A 22,770-nucleotide genomic window follows, 5' to 3' on the forward strand; every position below is an offset into this window, starting at 1 on the left:
CAACTCTGTCGAATTCGGTCATCTGCCACCGAGCCAGATCGTCCCTCGATTGGCCGACAAGGGCCGCTACATCGCCTCGGAATCGACGTTCTACCGGGTGCTGCGTGAAGAGAAACAGCTTGCTCATCGGCGCAGTGAACGACCGGCCCGCGCCCACAGCAAGCCTCGCGCAGTTTGCGCCGACGAGCCCAATCAATTGTTCAGCTGGGATATTACTTACCTGCCGACGACAGTTCGCGGGCAGTATTTCTATCTTTATCTGTTCATGGACGTGTTCAGTAGGATGGTCGTCGGCTGGCAGGTCTACGCCGAAGAGAGCAGCGCCCAGGCCAGCGAGCTTCTGAAGGATCTATGTGCGCGTGAAGCGATCAAACCGGGCCAGGTGATCCTGCATTCGGATAACGGTGGCCCAATGAAGGGTGCCACGATGCTCGCCACCCTGCAGGCTCTGGGTGTCATGCCGTCATTGAGTCGACCGGGCGTGAGCAACGACAACCCGTTCTCGGAATCGTTGTTCAAAACACTGAAATATCGGCCGGCCTATCCTCTGCAGGCGTTCGACACTCTATTTGCCGCGCGCGCCTGGGTCACCGGGTTGGTGCGCTGGTATAACCACGAACATCGTCATAGCGCGATCCGTTTCGTCACGCCTGCCCAACGGCACGCCAACCTCGACCAGCAGATCCTCGATCGCCGCGCGACGCTCTACGAGGCGGCAAAGCAGCGTAACCCGCTACGATGGAAAGGCCCCACGCGAAACTGGAAGCGCGTACACACGGTCCATCTGAATCCCGATCAGACAGACAACTTCGAATCCATCAAACGCGACCACCGACAGGAGCAAAAAGCCGCCTAAATTTAATCGTTGAGGCGACATCTAGCTTGAAATTTACCGCTCTTCGTAGCAACGCATTGCCGCTTGCAGGGGCGTGGCGTCCATCCAGTGTTGCCCGTCGTCGGATTTGATACCGCCGCGAGTTACCTTGCTCTGCATCGGCAATTTCGCCGACGACGATTCCCAGTTGTTTCAGGTCATCCAAGGTCATTGTCATTTCTTCTCTGTGGGCTGTGCGGAGATCCGCTCGCCATCTGGTCCCATCGGACGGGCTGCGTCCAAGGGCACCGGGCCGAGTGGATACTGTTATCTGTACGGTATACAGCAGCGTCAGGCCGCAGCGACCGGCAAGGTGCCGCCCTCCGGCGCGTCGGCAAGCCGGGGTGGGCGCCGGCGTCGCTCCTTCTTCCCTCGGGCGAAAAAAGCTGACCGCGAAGGTTCGCTCTAACCGTTCCCTACCTACGTTGAGGGACCGCGGTGAAGGACTTTAGGGCTGAGTGACAAGCAGCGGCCAACGTAATAACATTGTGTTGACGCGATCCGCTCGGCGGCATAACATTGTACTTACGGTGAGCTTATGAAAACGACGATTCGCAGGATGGGTAATTCGCAGGGCGTGCTGATTCCAAAGCCCGTCCTTGCGCAGTTGGGATTGGACAACGAAGTGGAAATGGAAGTCGAAAACGACGCGATCGTGCTGCGTCGCCCCCGCCATAAGGCTCGCGAAGGCTGGGCTGAGGCGAGCAAGGCGCTTGCTGAGAGCGGTGACGACGCGCTGCTGATGGGTGAGTTTGGCAACGCCGACGATGCGGAGCTTGCATGGTAGTGCGCGGCGAAGTCTGGCTCGTTGCGCTCGATCCGACGCTAGGTAGCGAGATTCAAAAAACGCGGCTTTGCGTAGTGGTATCGCCGCCTGAGATGCACGACCATCTGCGAACGGTCATCGTTGCACCGATGACTTCGAAAGGGCGCCCTGCGCCGTTTCGCATACCTGTGACGTTCGAACGGAAACAGGGGTTGATTTTGCTGGATCAGATTCGCGCGGTAGACAAGGTACGACTGGTAAAGAAGGAAGGCGCGATTGCCGATAACACGATGTTTGACACCCTGCGTACCTTGCAGGAAGTGTTCGCGGAATAGGAAAAGTTGCCACTACAAATCGGGGACAGAAAAAAACGGGGTGGGGAATATTTTGGCGCATGTTTCTCGGCGAACTTTTGGCGTCTCTGGCGTTGATGGCGTTGTGCTTGGTAACGCCGCTAAAGCCGCTGTTGTAGTGTGGCCAATGGATACTCTGGCATCCAACTATCGCGCTGTGCTTGGCCAGTACGTTAGTTGACATAATATAAATTATCAACAAATCGCATGTGCCAGCTAATTTGAAATGTCGCGTTTCCCACCCAATGCCACACCAGCCGCTTCACCGCCTCACCATCAAGGCCCAGTAACAAACCGCCAAAGCGCCGCACACTCGGCACGCGACAACTGAAAATGAGGCATCGACTTACGCAGCAGCACGCTTGCCGGATCGATGCCGTCCTCGACGGCTCGACAGAACGCCACCGGGTCGTACTGACTCGGCGGCCCGCCTCGGCGGCTCTTTGCGTCAAGCAAGTAGCCGCGTGTCAGCGGCGGCGCAAAGCTGGGCGCCGGCTCCGTCCGCGTGTGGCAATTGATGCATCGCGTCGTCCATTCCGGCAGCGCTTGATTGTCGTCGCGCAGATGCGCCGCTGCCGGACGTTGCCCGGTGAAAATCGCGCACCCAAGATCGTCCGGTTTGCAGCGCTCTTCAGCATGCGCAAAAAGCGCAGCGCCAAGTAGCGCCAGGCAAACCGTCCAGCGAGCAGCGAGGCGCGAGGTTGTCGACGTCGTCATCAGTGGAGGCGCAACGTGCGTGACACGCTCGGCACGCCGTTCGTGCTCATCGCGAACAGCATGTAGTAGCCGGGAATCACAACACCAGGATCGGCGGGAATCTTCAGGATGAATTCGCCGGCCGTACCGATCGTGAAACTCAACGGCACGCGTCGCTGCTCGTTGTTCACTGCATGTGTGTTGGACGACAAACGCATCAGCGCGAACGCCTTCACGCCAGTAGTGGCTTTCACCGCGATGGACGTGCCGAGTTGCGCGTCGGCCGGTACGTTGCTGAGCGTCGGCCGCGTGGCCGCCGAACCATCCGCATTGAGCAGATACGGCGGCGTGAGTATTTCGATGTCCGTATGGTTGGTCGCACAACCACCGCACAAACCGCCGCCGCCGCTGAGCACCCGGCCGTCCGGCAATAGGAGCGCAACGCTGTGATAAGTCCGCGGCACGGCCTGCGGCGCGAGTTGCGAAAAGACCTTCGTCGTCGGGTCCCACAACTCGGGAGTCAGCACCGCGGTGTCGTCCGAGAAAGGCTGTGCGAACGCCTGGCCGCCCACCACGACGACCTGTCCGTTCGGCAACACGACGCTGCTGCTGAATGCCCGCGTATAGCTCATCGGAGGCAGCGCGGTCGCAGTCGCCGTGCCGGTACTGATGTCGATGAGCGTCGCATTCGAAGTCGCATTCGACTGCTCATAACTCGGCGCCCCGCCGACAGCGAGAATCTTGCCGATGTCGTACATGACCGCGTTGCCGTTCATCGCATCCGTATCGTTCGCGCGCTTGCCCGCATCGGTCACATTGCCGTTACCCGCGGTGTCGAACCAGTGCATGGCCTGGCTCGGCCCCGCGTGGAAAACGCGTCCGTTGGCCACCGCGAACAACCACGCGTGGTTATCGGCGCGGAATATGCCCGCCGCGTCCTGGGTCAATATGTAGTCGGCGAGTATCGCGCCGTTGATTTGCCAACCCGAACCCGATGTCCACGTCTCGCCGTTCTTGCCGCCCTCCCCGCCATTCCACGAGCCGCCCAGCGTGAACACGCTGCCGTTGCTCAACGTGACGGTGCCCTGATAGCCGCGCGGGATTTTCATCAGGTTGCTTGACGTCCATTGACCCGTCGACGGCGTGTAGATACTCGTCTTCGAACTGCTCGATCCGCCGTTGACCAGCAAGCGGCCGTCAGGCAGATTCGCGATGCCTGGACAGAACATGTCGTGCCCGGTATTGCTGACCAGCACCTGTTTGTTGGTGCCTGTCGTTGGGTTGAACACCGCGGTATACGTCTTTCCCGGCGTGATTTCACCGGAAGTGAAATCGAGCAGCATATCCGACGACCACACCAGCACGTTGCCATCGGGAAGATTGGCTGCCGCTGCGGGAACCATCGGCACGCCGAAAGGCCCCGACCATTTCGACGGCAACGTCTTCACATTCAAACCGCTCAACTGCCAGGTCTGCAGCGCGCTGCCATTGCATGTCTGCTGGCGGATTTGCTGACCCCATCCAGTGAGACTCTGCGCGGCCAGACACAAGCCGCTATGCGCAGCCACTATCGCGTAGCCGTTGCCTTGCGGCTTCGCAGTGAAGGTCTGGTTCGTCTGACCGTTGCACGACCACTGGATGATCGCGGCGCCCGCAGCCTTGCTCTCCGCGTTCACATCCATGCACAGGCCGCTGTTCTGATTGACGAAATGGAACTGCGACCCGATCGGTACAGGCCGCCACTGCTGATTGGCGCCGCCCGAGCAGCCCCAGGAGATCACCGAAGCGCCGGGAGTGGTCGATGCAGAGTCGACGTCCGCGCACACATTGCCGCCGAGCGCTATCGGCCCTACCGTTTGCGCTTCTACGCGTCCGGCAAACGTGGCAAGCGTCAACGCCAGTGCAGCGACGAAAAATGCACTCATGCATTTGCCTGCATAGCGCGGGAAGAATCTGACAAACGGAATTGGCGCCACGGTTTCTGCTCCAGTGAAGGTTGTACTACGCGCGCCCCAATGCGCTCAGCGCATTGCAAATTTCATCTGCACGCGGAAGATCCGCGCTGCGCCAGCGCAATCGCGCGTTTGCATCGAAGCAGTAGATCTGGGTTGCGTGATCCGCAATGTTGCCGAGCGGCAGGCGGCTGCCTGCAAGGGCCATACGCATGCCGTCGATGTCGCGCAATGTCGGTGTTGCCGCAGTCCACGCAGGGCCTGCCTGAAAGCGCTTGAGCCACGCATGCAACGCGGATGGCGAGTCGGAGAGCGGATCGATTCCTATCGACAGCAATCGAACCGGATAACGCCCACGTATTTGTGGCAACCGCTCCTGGACCGCGCTGAACAGCGCTCCTTGCAAAGGACATACGGAACTGCATCCGGTATAGATGGTTTGAAGCGCAGTCACGCCGCCTAGCAACAAGCTGTTGAGCAACCGCTCGGTGCCGGCCTGATCGACCAGCCGCGTATCGTCGAGACGAACAGGCGGCGTGACGAGACCCGAAGTTCCATGCTGTGCATATGACGGCAAAGGCGCCGCCGCGATAGCAAGCGATGCGATATCGCGCAGGAAGACGCGACGCGACGATCTTTCAAGCGGGATGGACTCGCCGGCTTTAGCGCGCATGAGAGCTTCCGGATCAAACAAGGTGTCGTCCTCCGCAAAAGCTCTTTGGGGAAGTCGGCGATCGCTACGTTGCTTCCGTTTCGGGGGGCGGAAAACCGGTCACGTATTGGAGGTAGCGATTAACGCCGACGGCAAACGATCGTATGCGAAGATCGCGGCTTCGGTTTGTTTAGTACCCCACACTTCACAGTGTTTGATGACGCAAGCGAAAGCACTGCGGCGATCTCTATTAATTCGCGTGCCGCGATGCTGTTTTTTTAACCCGCGCTGGCATTGCTCGCGAGCAGCATTCCCGGGCCGCGAGCCTGCGAATAGCCCGTGCCGCAGCTCATCGCACTGTTTCCTGTGACCGACATGTCGGTGCAGCCAGACAGATTCATGCCGGTCTCGCAACGGCGCACGAGATTCGCCGACACAACGCCGCCGATGCGATTTGCCGCTGCAATTCCGCTTCCGCCCGGCCCGTTGAAACCTTCAACGACATTGCCGACTACCACGGCGCCCGTCGCGCTCGCCTCAAGATAGATGCCGTGCTTCGCGCTTTGCTGACCGAGTACGGTATTGCCGTTGATCACGGGATCGGACACGTCCATACAATGGATTCCATGCGCGCCCATGTAGCGCAGGTTATTGCCGAGAATCGACGGCGAATCCTGATACTGCGCGAAAATGCCCATTGCGCCATCCGCGGCATTACACAGCACACTGTTATTGGTGACAGCGGTGCCCTGCCCGCGCTCATGCCATTTGAAAGTCAGTAGCGGCGAGCCGGCGCCTATCGGATTGCTTGCGAGCAGCGCAGTCCCCGCAACACTCACAACGAACGTCGCTGACGGCACGCCTGGCCCGGTGATGAGTTGCCCGAGTTGCACGGCCGGATTTGCAGATGCAAGCGTGACGCGAGCCGTGCCGTTTGTCGCCGCCCGCTGCTCGACTGCGACCGCGTCATCCACGTCGGAGCCCAGCAAGCAGATTGCGGCTCTCGCGTGACCGCGCGTGAGATCGATGGTATTGCCCGATATCACGCATTGCACCGCTCCGCCATACACGGCAATGCCGGCGTGAATCGGGTCCCATGCGGAGCCGGTGCCGTCGGTTGCGGCGCGGTCGAATATCACCGTATTGCCCGTGACCGAGCACGCCAGCGATCGGACGATAGCGATGCCCCACCACTTTGCGCCTTCGCAGGTGTTGCCTGTGATGGTCGAGTTGTTGACGTTTTCCGTGACGATGCTTCGTCGAAACGGACCTCGCACGACGTTGCCGACCACCGTACACATGTTGTCCTGCAGTGGGAAAGAGTCGGCATGGTAGTCTGCCAGCCCTTCCATGTGGATGCCGATGCGGCAGTCCTGACCGGCCTTCGCCGTCACGAGATTGCCGGTGATCGTCGCCGCGCAACCCCACACCGTGATACCGTCGCCGCGATCCTCGCCATACGTGGATTTTTGCGTGGGCCCGCCACCGGCGCCGATACAGTCGATAACCCGGTTATTCGCGATGATGAAGTCGTGGTACTCACCGGTCGATTCAACCTGGATGCCATTCTGAAAATAGCGAATGGTCGAGCGCGTCACGGAACCCAGACTTGCGCGAAACATGATGCCGACGTTTCGCGCCCCGCTATTCGACTGAAGCATGTTCGGGTTCGTCAGATAGACTCCGTCGAATTCGCAGCCAGGAGCAGTCACCGTGATCGCCGCCGCATTCGCGATGCCTGCGGTAAAGCGCAACTCGCCGCCGCCCATCACCCGAATCGTCTTCTCTATCTTGAGCGGCTTCGTCAGCTTGAACACGTAACCGCCGGGCACGTCCACTACTGCGGCGCCGCTGCTGAAAGCCGCTTGTATCGCGGCGCTATGATCGAGCGACGGCGCGCCGGAGCGTGCGTCAGCGCGTGCCTCGGCTGACATGAAGTCCAGCACGCTTGCTTCGCCATTCGGCCCACGTGCATTGACTGCATTCGACGCAGTTGCCGGATTGGCCGAAAAGTACCCCGCCACTGCCGCGCCCGCGGTCGTAGTTATCTTCGTCAGGAAGTTGCGCCTTTGTTCACTCACAATTTTTCCAGCAAGTTGGAATACAACTGTTGGCCGCTGCGACTTACCGCTTAATTAACCGGCATTCGTCTGCGGCTTGCCAAGGCGAGCAAAGTTCAGCGTTCTGATCAGTATCGACTTGACCGTGCCCAAAGGTAGAAGCCGCCAGGCGAGCGGCACGCCCGTCATTTGCGCGGCAAACCACGGTAATGAGGAATCGTCTTCGATATCGAATGCGCTCAGGCGAAACGGATCGCTTCTTTCGTCGTTCCAGCCCACTGCCGTAGTGCGCCCGGTTTTGTATCCGGTCGCCTTGAGCATCGCCACCTCGCGCGATCCATATCGGCCATACGGGTAAGCGAAGTGTTCGCAAGGTGAGCCGGTCAACTGCTCAACCTCACGCTTCGATTGCGCGAGTTCGTCGATACATTCCTGATCGTCGAGGCGTGTGAGCGTCGGATGAAAGCGCGTGTGCGATTGAAAGTCCACGTACGGCAGCATGGCTTCTATCTGCTCTCTGCTTAGTCCGCTGACCGGTGCTTCGTCGCTGCGCACGTCCTGTTGAAATCCGCGCCGCGCTAACTCCTCGAGCCTTTGCGAATTGGGGAGCTTGATCAGACGCTTGACTCCCGCATGCTGCGCGCCGGGTGTCAGCCACCAGTGAGTGCGCTCGTGCGCCACGATACTGCTGCAAATATAAATAGTCGGACGAACGCCATGCTTGATGAAAATCGGCAACAGTGCCGCGTTTCCGACGTGGCCATCGTCGAATGTCAGTGCTGCGCGCCGGCGACCCATACCCGGTTTATTTACTTCGGACATCGGAACAAAATCGCAATACCGCTTCAAATACGCAAGATGTAAATCCAGTGTGGCAGGATCGGGATCGTGATAAAGAAGTACTGCAACCCGGTCTCGCCATAGCAGTAGGCGTGTGAGCGCGGGCAAGCCGCTTACAAGAATGGCGTGCGTAAAGATCGTGCGCATTAGTTGCTTCGGCTTCATGTCACCTCTTGAGATCACGAAGTACAGCACGTGTTGTGCGCTTCCTTATACCGTTGCCGATAAGGTGCGAACGTACGGTTAACCACAAACGCGCCGTGTGCGCCGACTTTCGCGTAACGGCTTTGCTTTTTGCGAATACGATCGCTAGAAAACGCAGCGCAAGTGATCCAATAGAACTTGTGCGCTCGCGAACATACGCGTCGAAAATGGCATCGCAGACTCTGGCAGTGCTGACCGGTGCGCGTCACGCAGTGCGCCGCCTTCACACCGTTCTACATGCGACCCGGCTTCATTCAGGCATGAAGCGAGTGCGACGAGTCGCAGCATTCCGACAACGTATGAGCCTTGTTTGCCGCCATGTTTTATCGAGGCAAGAAAGAGGCGTCTGATCGGCATTTCCACGGGTTCGAACGACGCTCCTTGACCCGAGCGGAAAGCAATGAGCCGCGGCGCTTACGCGCGGTAAGCAGACCAATAGCATCCGGCAACGGAACTTCGCTGGCATCGGCGGCTGCGCATCAATGTGTGTGCGGGCAGTCGGTTAAACCTCTTCGATGATGGGTTCCCTATGAACGAGTTTTCTCCAAAATCGCAGGCTGCCGGCTCCGGCCAGAATGACGTGAATCTGGTGCGTTACGTCGACGTCGTCCTCGCGAACCGGTGGCTTGTACTCGCCATTACGAGCATGGTGCTGGCAATCGGTGTCGCGTACAGCTTTCTCGCGCCGCCCGTTTATCAGTCGGATATTCTCCTGCAGGTTGAACAGGAGAGCCCCACCAACACCAAAAGTCTGCTAGGCGACGTGTCTAGTCTGTTCGACGTTAAAACAGAAACCACCGCCCAGATTGAAGTACTGCGCTCGCGCATGGTCGTGGGAAATGCAGTCGACAATCTCAGACTCTACATAAGCGCCGAGCCGAAACGCTTTCCGCTAGTCGGCAATTGGATCGCGCGCTGGAACAAAAGCCTGTCTCAGCCCGGCCTGCTCGGAGTCGGCGGCTTTGCGTGGGGCAATGAATCGATCGATGTCGGGACGTTCGATGTCCCCGAGGATCTCGAAGGCGATGACTTCAAGCTGACCTCGCTTGGCGGAGACCGCTATGTGGTCGACCAGAAGCAGCTCGATGCGCCGATCTACGGACGCGTCGGCGAGACGATCGTTTCTAATGAGAGCACCGGCAAGATAACGCTGCGCGTGCAAGCACTCAATGCGAATCCCGGCACCGAATTCGTGCTCGTGCGCAACGCGCGACTGAAGACGCTGGAAAACCTGCAAGACAAGCTGTTCATTGTTGAAAAAGGCAAGCAGAGCGGCATCATCGGCGCGTCATTGACAGGCACGGACCGGCAACTGACCGCGAAGATCCTGAACAATATCGGCGATGAGTACGTCGCGGCAAATATCGCGCGCAAGGCTGCAGAGGCTGAAAAGTCGCTCGCGTTTCTCAGCGATCTACTCCCGCAACTGAAGAGCGAGCTTGAAGAATCCGAGCGCAACTACAACGCATTGCGAATCAAGCGCGGCACATTCGACATCAGCGAGGAAGGCAAGACGTATCTGCGCGAAAGCGTCGAATTGCAGGCGAGCGCGCTTGCACTCAAGCAGAAGCGTTCGGAACTCACTGCGCTTTTCACGAGCGAGCATCCGTCGGTTCGTGCCGTCGACCAACAGCTTGCCTCGCTGAGCGCTAAAGAAGCCGCGGTCTCGCAGCGAATGACTTCACTGCCCGAACTCGAACAGGAATCGTTGCGCCTGATGCGCGATGTGCGCGTCAATAACGATCTCTACGTCGGCATGCTCAACAACATGCAGCAGTTGAAGCTCGTGCGCGCCGGCAAAGTCGGCACCGTGCGCCTGCTTGACCGTTCGCTCGTACCGAAGGAGCCCATCAAGCCGAATAAGCCGCTGCTGATCGCAGCGTCCGCGGTACTCGGCCTCTTTCTGGGGATAGCCGCAACTTTCATGCGCCACATACTGCGCGGCGGCGTGACGAACCCTCAGGACATCGAGCAGGAGACCGGTCTGACCGTGTATGCGACTGTGCCGGTGTCGCGCACACAAGCAACGCTCGAGCATGATTCGCCAGAACGCAGCGAGGGCTTGTTGTTGCTGGCGTCGCATTCTCCCGGAGACCCGTCGGTCGAGAGTCTGCGCAGTTTGCGTATCGTGCTGCAGCTTTCAATGCTGGAAGCGGGCAACAATCGCGTGCTGCTCACCGGTCCGAGCGAACAGATCGGCAAATCGTTTCTATGCGCGAATCTTGCGGCCGTGATGACCGGCTCCGGCAAGCGTGTGCTGCTGATCGACGCCGATTTGCGCAGAGGTCATTTGAACGACTATTTCGGCAAGGAATCTCAACCAGGGCTCGCGGACGTTTTGACGTCGAATGCCACGCTGGACGAGGCTCTGCAGCGTAACGTCGCGCCCGGACTCGACTTCCTTCCCAACGGTACTACGCCGTCCGACCCCGCAGAACTTCTAATGGGCGACGCAATGGCGCGTCTTCTCGAATCGGTCGGCGACAGTTACGACATGGTGTTGATCGATACGCCGCCCGTTCTCGCGGTATCCGATGCGGCGGTAGTCGCGCACCGTTGCGGCACCGTGTTCCTCGCCACGCGCTTCGGCACGACTTCGGTCGATGAAGTGCGCGAGTCCGTCAAGCAACTCAGGCATGCGAACGTGGAAGTCAAAGGCGTGATCTTCAACGCCTTTCATCCCGCGGCCTATCGCTACAGCCTCGGTTCGCATGCGGGGCGAAACCGGTATCTGTCGTATCAGTACGCGACTGCCTCGAGCGATTCCAAATCTAGCAATTGACCGGCGTCCAACGGTATGCCGCAAAAAGCCTTCACGGCCGATGCGGCATGACCAGGACGGCTTTGCCCAAACCGAACTCCAAATAGAAGATGATCGTCAATGTAAAGCATTCGGTGGTTAGTATCGCGGGCGTTGTCCTTAGCCAGGCCGCGAACTTCATTGCGGTCATATTGATTGGGAAGTTCTGCGGGCCGAGTGAGCTCGGTTACTTCAGTCAGTTGAATGCGATTGGCCTGTTCGCCGGTTCCGTGCTGGGCTTGCGGCTCGAAGTGGCCTGCATGGCGGCGGACAAGAAGCTCGCGGTTCAGGCGCTGGTGAGTTCGAGCTGCGTTGCGACGGCAATCGCTCTGCTGCTCGCCGCCGTCGCGGTGGTCACTGGCCAGCAGAAGTACTTGACCGTCGTGGTGCTCGCGACCGGCGTATTCCTGCAGCAGGCACTGTCTTCCGCACTGGCGAGCGAGCGCAAGTACCTGAGCATTGCCGTGCAGCGTGCATTTCCCAATGTTGCATTCGCGGTCGCATTTATTGCACTGATGATGGCAGCGAGACACCCGTGGAGCGGCCCGGATATCTTCGCGGTATATAGCTTCGTGTTTTTTGCTTCGGCCGTCGTCCCATTGGTCGGCTATCTTTTTGCTTCCCGACCGATGCTTTCGTCGGAGTGCCTGAAGTTCTCCCGGCTGCAATTGGATTACGCCAAGTTCTCTCTGCCGACAACGTCGCTTAATTCGGTCGTGATCTACTCAATCGCGATCCTGATGCCGCTCGCTTTCGCCCCGCACGACGCGGGCGTGTTTGCTCTCGCCTATCGCGTCGGCTATTTCCCCGCGTCGCTTCTGTCGCAGAGTCTCGGGGCTGTATTTCGCCGGGACCTGATCGATCTGGTGGAAAGAGGAGCGGACGTGCGCAGCGGCAGAAATCCGGCGACATCGTTCTCGCTGGTTTTGATGCCGTTGAGCGTGGTGCTCATTGCCGCCGGCTATCTCGGTCTCGCGCTCATCATCAACTTCAAGATGGGAGATTTGTGGCAGCAGTCGATGGAAGTCTACCTGCTGTTTTCGCCGTACTTCCTGACAATGGCCGTGTTCGGTTCGCTTGCACAGGTTTTTATCGTCTTCAGGCAGCAGAAGTTCGATCTGATGATTCAACTGATGAGCGCCGCCAGCATTTTCGTCATTTTCTCTTTCAAAAGCTTCTTCAGGCTCGACTTCATGTCCGTTGTGCTGCTTCTCAGTTTTATGGGAACGCTGGTCGCATGCATCGGAATCTACTGTTCGGTGAACGTGGCGAAAGGCGGCATGAGCATCAAGCCGCGGGATTCAGTCGCAATCTAAGGGGATGAACGTGCGCATTGTCAAAGTACCTGGGCTGATCGGGCCGAGCGCGAGTCCCGGTGTGTCGGCGACAATCTGGGTGCTGCTGCTCGCGCTTCTTTGCTTCGTTGCCGTCGCGCATGAAACGGTGCTGCCGGCCAAGTTCCTGCTCGACGAGCAGGTTATCCTCGAACGCATGGTGACGGTTAGCCGCTTCGAAGCGTTCGGCGACTCCTTCGACAACCTCGCATGGACTTTGCGGTGGCTCGGCGCGGGTACGGCGGGAATATCCCTGATCGGATTCTTCGCGTCCACCGTCGGACTGGTGCTCGCCATCTGGCGTTCGGGCGTGACGTCCCTGACCGGCACGGAATTTCTGCTCGCCTGCTTCTGGCTCGTTGCACAAACGGTTTACATCGGCATGCCTTCGAAGGAGATCGTCATCTCGCTGGCGGTTCTCGTGATTCTGCAGTGCAAGGACTCGCGGTTCATCGTTGTCATATTCACCGCTTGCGTCGCGCTGATCGCCGTTTTCTTTCGTACCTACTGGGCGATTACATTGGCGCCGGCGCTATTGCTCTACTTCGGGCCCGCCGTGCTGCGCAAGCCGCTGTCTCTTGCGTTCGTTGCTGTCGTCCTGTTCGCGTGCGTGGCCGTCAACTTCCGCATTCAATACGGCGAAACGCTGGACTTCGCACGCCAAATGGTCAACGAGTCGAGATATCCGAACGAGGTGGGATCGCTTATCGTACAGATCATTCCGGGTGGCAATATAGTCTCGGACGTGACGAACGCCATGCTCATTCTCGGGACATTCCTGCTGCCATTACCGCTGGTTCTCTCGGGTGTGGCGACGCAGACCATCGGCGGAATATGCACGTTTTTTACGCTGGCGTTGATGTTCTCGCGGTATCAGGGAAGACGCGCAGTTGCCGCGCCCGATCGTTTCGGGAAGCTGTGCTTCTGTTTTATCGTCAGCTTTCTTGCGACCCAGGCGATCTTCGAACCGGACTATGGATCGTTTCTCCGCCACCTATCGCCGATCTCACCGCTTATGCTCTATCTGCTGCTTTCATCGCGTTCGGAGCGGGAGTCGGAAGCGCCTCGCTCCTCTATGATCCGGAGCGCCCGCTCGCATTCCGGCCAGCCGGCGCGCGGATAACCGCGATCGCACGACACTCAATGAACGCGCAGCGCCGCGTTCAGGCAGCGGTCTATTCCCGATGAGGCGATCACGTTATTCCACCGCAAGTGGGTGAGACCGGACGGGTCGTTCGCTGGCACGGTCTCATCCGACAGGTGACCGATTCCTGCAAAGATGTCGCGCCCCGTGACCTTGCACAGTATTCCGAATTCGGCCGCGGCCGTGAGGTTCGACGGCGAATCGTTGCAAATGATCCTTTTGCCTAACGCGGCATACTCGAGGAGCTTCGTCGGCGTCTGGACGTTGTACGGGCGCGAGTAAGGAATCGTGGAAATGGCGTACTCGCAGTTCTTCACGACATCGAGCGCGTCGCGCTGCGGCAGTTTTCCCGTGAATATCAGGCCGGGCGCGCCATGATAAGCGTCGGCAATTTCCTTTTCGACGGCGCCGACAAGCACCAGGGTTTCAGAACCGCGCCGCGCCGAGGCGAAACCCGCCAGGAATTCATCGACGCCCCGCTCCCGCGTAATTTCACCCATATAGCAAAAGGTTCCTGCGGGCAGCGACCCGTTGCGGGTTCCCCTGCACGAGAAGATCCAGTCAGGCACGCCCATCGGCAACAGGATGGTTTCCACACTGTCGTCGAAGTTCATGACCTTCTGCATCGATTCGTTCTGAAAAATCCGGAGATCCGGACGCGGCTGCAGTAGCTTCTTCGCCGTGTCTTTCAGCTCAATGTAGCTACCCACCGACAGCGAGCGATAGTCGTGAATTACGTAGCGCGACGGCAGTCTGCGTGGATAGAACCCCATGATGCACCAGAGCACATAGTTCTGCGGGTCGGAGATCTTTCTGTATTCGGCCATCGTCCCCGAGTCGACAAGATAGCCGTTCTTCTGGAAGTACTCGGTGTATGCGGCGACTTCGGGATAGTTCGCCTTGCCCGTATGCAAAATAAACAGTTTCACTTTGTCCTACCTCCGTTTCTCACACCCGGCACCCAGGTGATCGACGAACTCTCTGTCTCTGACGGCGTTACTCTTATTGGCTCAAGTTTATTTTTTGCGAAATATAGCTATTGATGTTCGACTTCTCGATCACGCTGTCCCACGCAAGCTGCGTGAAGTTCGCCCTTTCATTGGGCTTCGCCGTTTTCATGGTGGCGATCGTCATGCCGGCGAAGATGGAGGAGCCGGTGATGATGCTGTTGATCCGCAAATCCTCGCAACACGCGACGTTCGACGGCGAGTCATTGCACAAAATCTTCTTTCCGAGCGCCGCATACTCGAGCAACTTGGTTGGCGTCTGATAACAATGCGGGCGGTGGTATGGAAAGTACGACACCGCAATCGACGACTTCGCGACAAGTGCAAGCGCCTCGCGCTGCGGCAACGGGCCCGCGAACACCAACCCGCGCTTGCCGGCGTATCGCTCGTAAAGACGCGGCTCGGGCTTGCCTACGAGCAATAGCGAAACATCGCTTTCGCGGAAGTTCTCAAGGAACGCGTCAATGACGAGATGGAATCCCCGCTCGAAGCTCATGTCGCCGATATAGCAGAAGTCGGCGATATCTTCGGCATCGGGTGATTGTTGCGGCACATCGAAGATCCATTTCGGAACGCCCATCGGAAGTATCACTGACGGCACGTCGTCATTGAACTTCATGATGTTCTGCTGCCGCGTGTTCTGGAAGATCCGCAAATTGGGCCGCGCGTTCAGATAGCGCTTGGCGATGTCTTTTAGTCCCGCCGAGCCGCCGACGGACAGCGACCGGTAGTCGTGAATGACGAAGTCCGACGCCAGTTGCTTCGGATAGAACCCCATGATCGCCCACACCAGAAAGTCGGCCTTGTTCTCCAACGCCTTGTAGTCGGTCAGCGTTCCGGCGACCACATCGACACCGCGTGCAGCGTAGTAGTCCTGGTATGCCAAAAGCTCGGGATAATTGGCCCGCCCCGGATGCAGCAAGAAAATTTTGTACACAGTGGGTCTCTCTGAATCGTTGGTGCGCTCAACTAGTCGATCGGATCGAATGCCGGAACTACACTGACTTGTCCGGGTTAGGCTGGATATCGCAAGGTCCGATCGAATGGGTGTCCATGACTTCCTTGCTGCGTTTTTCCGTGGTGGACTCGTAAGTGCTCAGCCATCTGTGAAAGATGATGTCCATCGAAAATTTGGCGACCGCGAGTTCTCTTGCGGCCGCGCCCATCTTTTCCCTCAGTTGCCGGTTGCCGCGCAGCTGCTCCACGTAACCCGGCATCTCTTCGTCGGACCCGACGAATCCCGTCACGCCGTGAACGACCACGTCGCGATTGCCGACCACGTCCGTCACGACCGCGGGGATGCCCGCGACCTGCGCTTCGATGAGCGCCACGGGCATGCCTTCCCAGCGCGAGGTCTGCACGTAGATGTCGAGTTCGGACATCAACGCCAGCGCGCGCGAACGAGTTAGCCAGCCACTGCATGTAAGCGCCGACGCCTGACTCGCATCGGGCACCTCTTCTCGATTGCCGCCGATCCACACAAACCGCGTGGTCGAGTCGTGCAACGTGTTCGCGAGAGAGATAAAGAGCTCGTGATGTTTCTGAAACGACGCGCGGCCATTCATTCCGATGACCACATCTCCGTCGTCGCGAATTCGGCGCAATGGGATGCTGCTAATGTCGACGCCGTTCTCTATCAGTTCCGCGTCCTTCACTCGCACCTTCTCTTCGATTTCGCGCAGCTCTCCCGGCGAACACGCGACCACTGTTCCGCCCATCAGGTCGGCCATGCGTTCGAACATCAGATACGCAAGCTGCTTCGTGCGAGAAACGTCGCGACGCAAGAATGCAAGACCGTGCGGCGAATAGAGAACCTTCGCGTTCTGCGTCGCAATCTTGGCGGCCGCCCGCCCTAATACGCCGGCCTTCGACGAGTGAAGATGAATCACCGTCGGGTCGACGCGCCGTATATGTCTGGCCAGTTCCCACACGCTCGACCAATCCTTGCGAACATGCACGTCCCTGCACATCGACACGTGCACGAGGTCGACCTTGGGGTGGAACAGTTCGATGAAATTCCTGGGCGTTTCAGGTCGTGTCGAGTAAAGCACCGTGACATGCGCGCCGACTGACGCCGCGCGGTTGCAGAGCTCCGTGAGCATCGACAGAACGCCTCCTCCGAATGCCTCGGTAACGTGAACGATTCTCATGGGGCTCCCACGCCAATTAACGATTTGCCAACTTATTCGCCCTGCTCGCCGTCCAGATATGCGCCAATTAACCGGGTGTCCTGGAGCCTGCGTCCGTTTTAAAACGCAAAATGCGAAAATTAATCTGCGCAACTGGAAGTCATGCGTGAAGCGTCGCCAGGTAATCGATTTCAGGGCGCTGCGTTCTTTTTTGCCCGTAGCGAACACCGTTCAGGCCGCAATACGCGAAGCAATACAATGGATTAATACCAGTTAACGCGAACACGCAATTCGAGTTGCTAATCAACGCGAGACTTAGCTTTTTTCGGATTGATGCCTGTCGATCAACAAGCAAACAAGGAAGGCTTACTGCTTCTGCAAACGCGGATTTCGCAAACCGCGATGGAACAAAAAGGAAAATCAGGCTCGCCGCATCTTTTAAATGCCGAAAAATGCAATGCGCAAAACCCTGCGTGACGATAAAAGTCTAAAAGTTATCGCTCCGTGCGGAAGGACACACCGCGCGGTAAGTTTTGCAAATGGCGTTTTGCAAAGAGCGGTAAGAGTGACTTTCAGATAATATTATTACGTGGCGGGGATTTTTCGATTTATTCTGGGTCCAACCCATTGATTCGCGGTGAAGCGGCTGGAATGGATATAAGCACGGTTCATTCACAGCGGATAGACCGCCGGAGCGCTTCTACAAACGGGCGGCCAGGGGCGAAGAGAGCAGCGTATGCTTGTGTCGGAAGGTCCGGGACGCACAGCGCAACGCCTGCTCCTGGCAGGCATGGCCGTAACATGCGGTGAACGTTCTACAACGAAGCTGTGACCGTCGTCCTGTCGTTTTGATCGTGTACGCTTTGCTTTTTCTATGGAGTACGGCGTTGACAGCGATTCCGATGGCCCTGAGGATCAAGCACGCGTTCTCCGTTGTACGCGTGCTGTGCATCTTTCTTGTGCTTACCGTTTGCATGCAAGTCGTCCAGACCTTCGAACGGTTCGCCGAGCGGCGCAAGGCGCGTCGCGACAATAAATAGCTTTGGCATCGCGATGCGCCGGGTGGCGCGGCTGCGCTTCTCGCCCGGCGTCGGTAGTAAACGAGTTCGAAAGACCGTCGTCAAGCAAGCCGATAAACGCGCGAGACTGTGCCGCGAAACAGTGCCGCGCGTTCGTCGGCGCTTGCATGCGCAGTGAGGCGCTTGAACGCATTCCAGCCGTTGCTATACGGATACGAGCCTTTGTCGACGGGGAAATTGCTTTCGAACATGCAGCGGTTCACACCGAACGCCTCGATGCAGGTATGCATCCACGGTTTCCAGGCGTCGGCCAGTTCTACCGACGACGGCGGACGCTCGCCCTTCTCGAAGTCGAAGCCGTTGATCCGCATTCCAAGGCCGCCGACCTTCACATAGACGTTCGGCAGTTGCGCCAGTTGACGCATCGAGCGCGACCAGTTGTCGAAAACCTCTTTGCGCTTGTCCGCGTAGCTCGCAATGCGCACGACCCCGCCGCAATGATTGATGATGATCGGCATGTCGGGGTACGTCTTCGCCAGATCGAACAGTTCGGGAAGTTGCGGAAAGAACAGCCACGCATCGTATGAAAGACCGCGTGCGGCCAGTTGCGCGACGCCTTCGCGATAGCTCGAATCGAGCAGCAGACCACGCGGAACCGCGGACAGCGGATTGACCAGCGTTTGATCGGCGTCCCACGTCACGAGGTGCCGAACGCCTCGAAAGCGCCCTTTGCCGGCCTCGATATGCGCGTCGAGCACGCTTTGCACGGCCGCGCCGCGACGAAGATCCGCGTAACCGACAATGCCCTTTGCGACCTGCGGCGAACCGGCGGGCAACGCGGCAACGGCGTTCGCGACATACTCCGTTTCTCCCACCGGGCGCAGCCCTTCGGGGCCGCTCTGACGATAGCGCGTCAGTCCCTGCATGAAGACGGACGCCGTGATGTTATGCCCCGAGCGTGCATCGGCGAGATAGTCGTCGAGCAGATAAATCCAGCCGGGACGCTCGTAGAAGTGATGATGCGCGTCGATGATCGGCATCTCCGGCTCAATCGCGGCTTCGGTGCCCGACGCGAGCCATTCCGGGCGAACCGGCAGATAGTTGCTCGTGGTCTTCATGCTGTGCATGTCCTCTGTGGCGAACGCATGCCTGGGTGCGATGGCGCAAGCCGCAACCGATGTCGCGGCAGCGCTGAGAAAGTTGCGTCTTCCTCGTGAACGGATTGTGTTCATGGTCATTTTATTGGTCGCGATTGAATGCGTAGAGCGACAGCGTCAGCAGCGTCGTGATGCCGAGCACGATGGCAAGTCCCATCATCCCCGCCGTGAACGTGCCGAAACTGTCCTTCAGATAGCCGACGAGATACGGTCCGGCGAAGCCGCCCAATGCGCCGATCGAATTGATCAGCGCAAGGCCGCCCGCGGCTGCCTGTCCCGACAGAAAGCGGGCCGGCAGCGTGTAGAAAATGGTTCGTCCGGCAATCGTGCCGATGAGCGCCAGCGTCACGCCGAGCAGCGCCGGGCCGAGTTGGTGAAAGTGCGTCGATACGCCGAGCGCCACCGCGCCGATCAAGAGGCCCGCCGCGAGATTTGCAATCGCTCCGCCCCGCCGATCGACGCGTTTCGCCCACCACAGCAGCGCGATCGTCGCGAAGAAGTAAGGCACCGCGGAGAGCCAGCCGGTCTGCGTCACGCTCATGCCGTGTCCCTTGAGCATCTGCGGCAGCCAGATGCCGATGCCGTACGAGCCCATCGTGAAGCCGAACGAGATCATCGCGAGGATGTAGACGCGCACGTCCTTCAGCGCCGCGCCGAAGTGCTTTTCCTTGCGTCCCGACGATGCTTCACGATCGAACGCACCCTGCAGCGCTTCGCGTTCTATCGGCGACAACCATTTGGCGTCGGCCGGCCGATCCGCGAGCATCTTGAGCACGAGGAAGCCGAGCACGCACGCGGGCAATCCTTCGATGATGAACATCCAGCGCCAACCGGCCAGACCCAGCACGCCATCCAGTTGCAGAAGCCAGGTCGACAGCGGCGCGCCGATCAGCGATGAAAGCGGCGTCGAGACGGTAAACCACGCCAGCACGCGAGTGCGGTATTGAGCGGGAAACCACACGGCCAGAAAAAAGATCACGCCGGGAAAGAAGCCCGCTTCGCCAATGCCGAGCAGCAGCCGGATCGCGTAGAAGCTGTTGGGCCCGACCGCGGCCGAGGTCGCCGCCGCCATCAAGCCCCACGTGATCATGATCCGCGCGAGCCAGCGTCGCGCGCCGAAGCGATACAGCGCGAGGTTGCTCGGGACTTCGAAGATGCAATATCCCGCGAACATGATGCCGGCGCCCCAGCCGAACTGCGTCGCCGTGAGCCCGAGTTCCTTGTTCATCGTCAGAGCGGCGAAGCCGACGCTCGTACGGTCGAGATAATTGAAGAAGTACGCGAGCGCGAGCAGCGGAATAAAGCGCCACGCCGCCTTGCGCACCGCCTGCTGTTCGAGCGAACTGTCGTTCACGCTGCCGGCAGCCATGCCGGGGGAAATTGAGGTCATCGTCGTCTCCATGACTTCGCCGGTCCGCTGCGAGAATGGGCGCGGCCGGGCGGTTTGATGCGTTGGCGGTTTTAACTTTTGCGGTTGCGGCTTTTGCGGTTTTCACCACTAACCGCTTCAGGCACTGGCAAGCTCGTTTGCAGATGGACTGAGGCGATCGCCGGCCTGCCACTCCTGACAGCGGACAACGCCGGCATCGGTCAATTGCCTGACGTGCTCAGCCGTATAGCCAAGCTCCGACAGCAGCGCCTGCGTGTTCTGTCCAAGCGCCGGCGGCGCGGCGCGCAGGCGCAGCCGCTCGCCGGCAAGCGTCAGCGGCAACAACGCCGTTCGCGTGGTAACCGGCTGTCCCGCACCGCTTGCGTCGGGCGGCAAGGTCACGTCGGCGAGTCCGCCGGTCGCGAGAAGATGCGGATCGTCGAACAGGTCCTGGGGCTTCGTGATCGGCGCATAAGGCAAGCCGATCCGGTCGAAAATCCGGCTGATTTCCGCCGCGCTGAACGCCTCCATGTGCGTGCGCAGCCGGGGCAACAACCAATCGCGCGCCTGAACCCGCTGGTTGTTGGTCGCAATCCGTTCGTCCGTTTTAAGCTCATGCAGACCGAACGCATCGCAGAAAAGCGCCCACTGCGTGTCCGATACCACGGCGAGGAAAATCTGTTCGCCATCCTTCACGGAGAACACGTCGTACACGGCCCACGCGGACAGGCGATTCGGCATCGGCGCGGCGGCCTTGCCGGTCACCGCGAACTGCATCATGTGCTGCGCGACGAGAAACACGTTGTTCTCGAAGAGCGCACTCTGCACTTCCTGACCCTGCCCCGTGCGTTCGCGCTGCGCGAGCGCAGCCATCGCGCCGATGGCGCCGAACATGCCGCCCATGATGTCGTTCACGCTCGTGCCGGCGCGCAGCGGCCGCCCTTCGGGTCCGGTCATATACGCGAGGCCGCCCATCATCTGCACGACTTCGTCCAGTGCCGTGCGATGGTCGTAAGGCCCCGGCAAAAAGCCCTTGTGCGAGACATAGATGAGGCGCGGGTTCAGCTTCGACAGCGCGGCGTAGCCGAGCCCGAGCTTGTCCATCGTTCCGCTCTTAAAGTTCTCGCTGAAGATGTCCGCGCCGCCCAGCAGCTTGTGCACGATTTCGAGCCCGCGCGGATCTTTAACGTCGACGGCAATGCTTTTCTTGTTGCGGTTGAAGGTGCTGAAGAAGCCCGCACCCGAACCGCGGAGCGCGCGCGTGCTGTCGCCGGCGATCGGCTCGACCTTGATGACTTCCGCACCCAGGTCCGCGAGCACCATGCCGCACGTCGGCCCCATCACCATGTGGGTCATCTCGACCACGCGCACGCCGCTATAGGGCAGCGACGGGTTGTTGTTGGCATCGCTCATTGCGCGGCTCCTTTGAGGCAAGCTTCAGGCTGGACGGCGCCTGGGCTGCGACCGTCGGCGTACGTGAATCCCTTGGGCAAGCCGGCGTCCTGCACGTGTCCGTACAAGGCTTCGCCGGGGAGTGCTTCGGCCAGGATCGAGCGCGCCGCAATGAGCGCATCGATGTCGATGCCGGTGTCGTATCCCATCGCTTCGAGGAGGAACGCGAGGTCTTCGGTGACGATGTTGCCGGTCGCGCCTGGCGCATAGGGGCATCCGCCCAGACCTGCCTGACTCGAGTCGATGGTCGTGACGCCCACTTCGAGTGCCGCGACCACATTGGCGAGACCCTGGCCGCGCGTGTTGTGAAAATGCGCGCCGCCCGCCTTGCTGCCGAACTCGGTTTGCAGGCGGCGAAACAGGCGTCGAACCTGGGCCGGATTCGCATAGCCGCTGGTGTCGGACAGGCCGATTTCATCGACGCCGCACGCCGCCATCGCGGCGCACATGCGCATCGTCTGGTCGTCGCTGACCGCGCCGGCAATCGTGCAGCCAAACGCAACCGACACACCGGCTTCGATTGCGATGCCGGGAAATTCAGCGTCTCGCAACGCAACGATCAGCCTGACTTCTTCGATCATCTGATCGGTCGTTTTGCGGATGTTGGCCAGCGAGTGCTCGTTCGTCACCGAGACCGGCAACGTCACTTTATGGACGCCCGATTCGAATGCCGCCTGACATCCGCGCAGGTTCGGCGCGAGGACCGCGACGTTCAGTCCTGGGATCGTCAGCGCGTGCGCGACGACCTCGCGGATGTCGGCCATTTGCGGCAGCAACTTCGCGGGCACGAACGAGCCGACTTCGATTTCCTTGAGCCCGGCTGCGGCGAGCGCGGAGATCCAGCGCAGCTTCGCGTCGGTGGGCATGACGGTTCGGATGCTCTGAAGGCCGTCGCGCGGACCGACTTCACTGATCATCACCGGTAAAGGGAGAGGCGTATTCAAGAGATGCTCCTTATCGTT

Annotated in this window: 18 protein-coding genes; 7 read left to right on the forward strand and 11 right to left on the reverse strand. The window is 59.4% G+C overall.

Translation table 11 applies throughout. From position 1 onward, the window contains the following. From AB6809_RS21105 to AB6809_RS21115, 3 genes are all read left to right on the forward strand, one after another. Positions 1–856: IS3 family transposase (locus AB6809_RS21105; RefSeq protein WP_371027066.1), on the forward strand; the 856-nt coding region annotated here is incomplete at its 5' end. A 556-nt stretch (positions 857–1,412) separates the two neighbouring features. Further along, the gene (locus AB6809_RS21110; protein ID WP_371027067.1) at positions 1,413–1,661 is read left to right on the forward strand and encodes an AbrB/MazE/SpoVT family DNA-binding domain-containing protein; all 249 of its coding nucleotides are present in this window, start codon (positions 1,413–1,415) and stop codon (positions 1,659–1,661) included. After that, the gene (locus AB6809_RS21115) at positions 1,655–1,975 is read left to right on the forward strand and encodes a type II toxin-antitoxin system PemK/MazF family toxin (protein WP_371027068.1); all 321 of its coding nucleotides are present in this window, start codon (positions 1,655–1,657) and stop codon (positions 1,973–1,975) included. Before AB6809_RS21110 ends, AB6809_RS21115 begins: the two co-directional genes overlap by 7 nt. Before the next feature lie 734 nt (positions 1,976–2,709). On the opposite strand, the gene AB6809_RS21120 is transcribed toward AB6809_RS21115, so the two are convergent. The 4 genes from AB6809_RS21120 to AB6809_RS21135 all read right to left on the reverse strand — a co-directional run bounded on the left by AB6809_RS21120 (position 2,710) and on the right by AB6809_RS21135 (position 8,340). After that, positions 2,710–4,614: an RICIN domain-containing protein gene (locus AB6809_RS21120; RefSeq protein WP_371027069.1), complete on the reverse strand. Its 1,905-nt coding sequence runs from the start codon at positions 4,612–4,614 to the stop codon at positions 2,710–2,712. Between the two features lie 76 nt (positions 4,615–4,690). Further along, positions 4,691–5,314, reverse strand: a complete 624-nt coding sequence (locus AB6809_RS21125) for an SCO family protein (RefSeq protein ID WP_044020130.1) — start codon at positions 5,312–5,314, stop codon at positions 4,691–4,693. Positions 5,315–5,571: 257 nt separating this feature from the next. Beyond that, positions 5,572–7,374, reverse strand: coding sequence for a NosD domain-containing protein (locus AB6809_RS21130; RefSeq protein ID WP_371027070.1), 1,803 nt, complete (start codon positions 7,372–7,374; stop codon positions 5,572–5,574). Positions 7,375–7,428: 54 nt separating this feature from the next. Then, positions 7,429–8,340 carry a polysaccharide deacetylase family protein gene (locus tag AB6809_RS21135; protein WP_371027167.1) on the reverse strand — a complete coding sequence of 304 codons (912 nt, stop codon included), beginning with the start codon at positions 8,338–8,340 and terminating at the stop codon, positions 7,429–7,431. Positions 8,341–8,926: 586 nt separating this feature from the next. Between AB6809_RS21135 and AB6809_RS21140 the strand changes: the two genes are divergently transcribed. The 3 genes from AB6809_RS21140 (at position 8,927) to AB6809_RS21150 (ending at position 13,654) form a co-directional block, all read left to right on the forward strand. Further along, a complete protein-coding gene (locus AB6809_RS21140) occupies positions 8,927–11,179 on the forward strand; it encodes a polysaccharide biosynthesis tyrosine autokinase (RefSeq protein ID WP_371027071.1) in 2,253 nt (750 codons plus the stop codon). Between the two features lie 89 nt (positions 11,180–11,268). Continuing rightward, complete coding sequence (locus AB6809_RS21145) at positions 11,269–12,513, forward strand: hypothetical protein (RefSeq protein ID WP_371027072.1); 1,245 nt, start codon at positions 11,269–11,271, stop codon at positions 12,511–12,513. A gap of 10 nt (positions 12,514–12,523) precedes the next feature. After that, positions 12,524–13,654: a hypothetical protein gene (locus AB6809_RS21150; protein ID WP_371027073.1), complete on the forward strand. Its 1,131-nt coding sequence runs from the start codon at positions 12,524–12,526 to the stop codon at positions 13,652–13,654. Between the two features lie 17 nt (positions 13,655–13,671). Here AB6809_RS21150 and AB6809_RS21155 read toward each other — a convergent pair whose 3' ends face one another. From AB6809_RS21155 to AB6809_RS21165, 3 genes are all read right to left on the reverse strand, one after another. Then, positions 13,672–14,604 carry a glycosyltransferase gene (locus AB6809_RS21155; protein WP_107709722.1) on the reverse strand — a complete coding sequence of 311 codons (933 nt, stop codon included), beginning with the start codon at positions 14,602–14,604 and terminating at the stop codon, positions 13,672–13,674. Positions 14,605–14,677: 73 nt separating this feature from the next. Next, positions 14,678–15,619: a glycosyltransferase gene (locus tag AB6809_RS21160; protein WP_371027074.1), complete on the reverse strand. Its 942-nt coding sequence runs from the start codon at positions 15,617–15,619 to the stop codon at positions 14,678–14,680. Positions 15,620–15,677: 58 nt separating this feature from the next. Further along, on the reverse strand, positions 15,678–16,832 hold the full coding sequence (locus AB6809_RS21165) for a glycosyltransferase (protein ID WP_371027075.1): 1,155 nt from the start codon (positions 16,830–16,832) through the stop codon (positions 15,678–15,680). Positions 16,833–17,144: 312 nt separating this feature from the next. Between AB6809_RS21165 and AB6809_RS21170 the strand changes: the two genes are divergently transcribed. Further along, a complete protein-coding gene (locus tag AB6809_RS21170) occupies positions 17,145–17,288 on the forward strand; it encodes a hypothetical protein (protein ID WP_310031490.1) in 144 nt (47 codons plus the stop codon). Positions 17,289–17,931: 643 nt separating this feature from the next. On the opposite strand, the gene AB6809_RS21175 is transcribed toward AB6809_RS21170, so the two are convergent. The 4 genes from AB6809_RS21175 to AB6809_RS21190 form a co-directional block, all read right to left on the reverse strand. Continuing rightward, positions 17,932–19,062, reverse strand: coding sequence for an amidohydrolase (locus AB6809_RS21175; RefSeq protein WP_371027076.1), 1,131 nt, complete (start codon positions 19,060–19,062; stop codon positions 17,932–17,934). Positions 19,063–19,069: 7 nt separating this feature from the next. Beyond that, entirely contained in the window at positions 19,070–20,377 is a 1,308-nt protein-coding gene (locus AB6809_RS21180; protein ID WP_029970685.1) for an MFS transporter, read from the reverse strand. 117 nt (positions 20,378–20,494) lie between these two features. Continuing rightward, positions 20,495–21,769, reverse strand: a complete 1,275-nt coding sequence (locus AB6809_RS21185; protein ID WP_371027077.1) for a CaiB/BaiF CoA transferase family protein — start codon at positions 21,767–21,769, stop codon at positions 20,495–20,497. After that, positions 21,766–22,725: a hydroxymethylglutaryl-CoA lyase gene (locus AB6809_RS21190; protein WP_371027168.1), complete on the reverse strand. Its 960-nt coding sequence runs from the start codon at positions 22,723–22,725 to the stop codon at positions 21,766–21,768. The genes AB6809_RS21185 and AB6809_RS21190 overlap by 4 nt, the downstream gene beginning before the upstream one ends. Between the last annotated feature and the right edge of the window lie 45 nt (positions 22,726–22,770).

The organism is Paraburkholderia sp. RCC_158, from assembly GCF_041355255.1.
GTDB lineage: Bacteria > Pseudomonadota > Gammaproteobacteria > Burkholderiales > Burkholderiaceae > Paraburkholderia > Paraburkholderia graminis.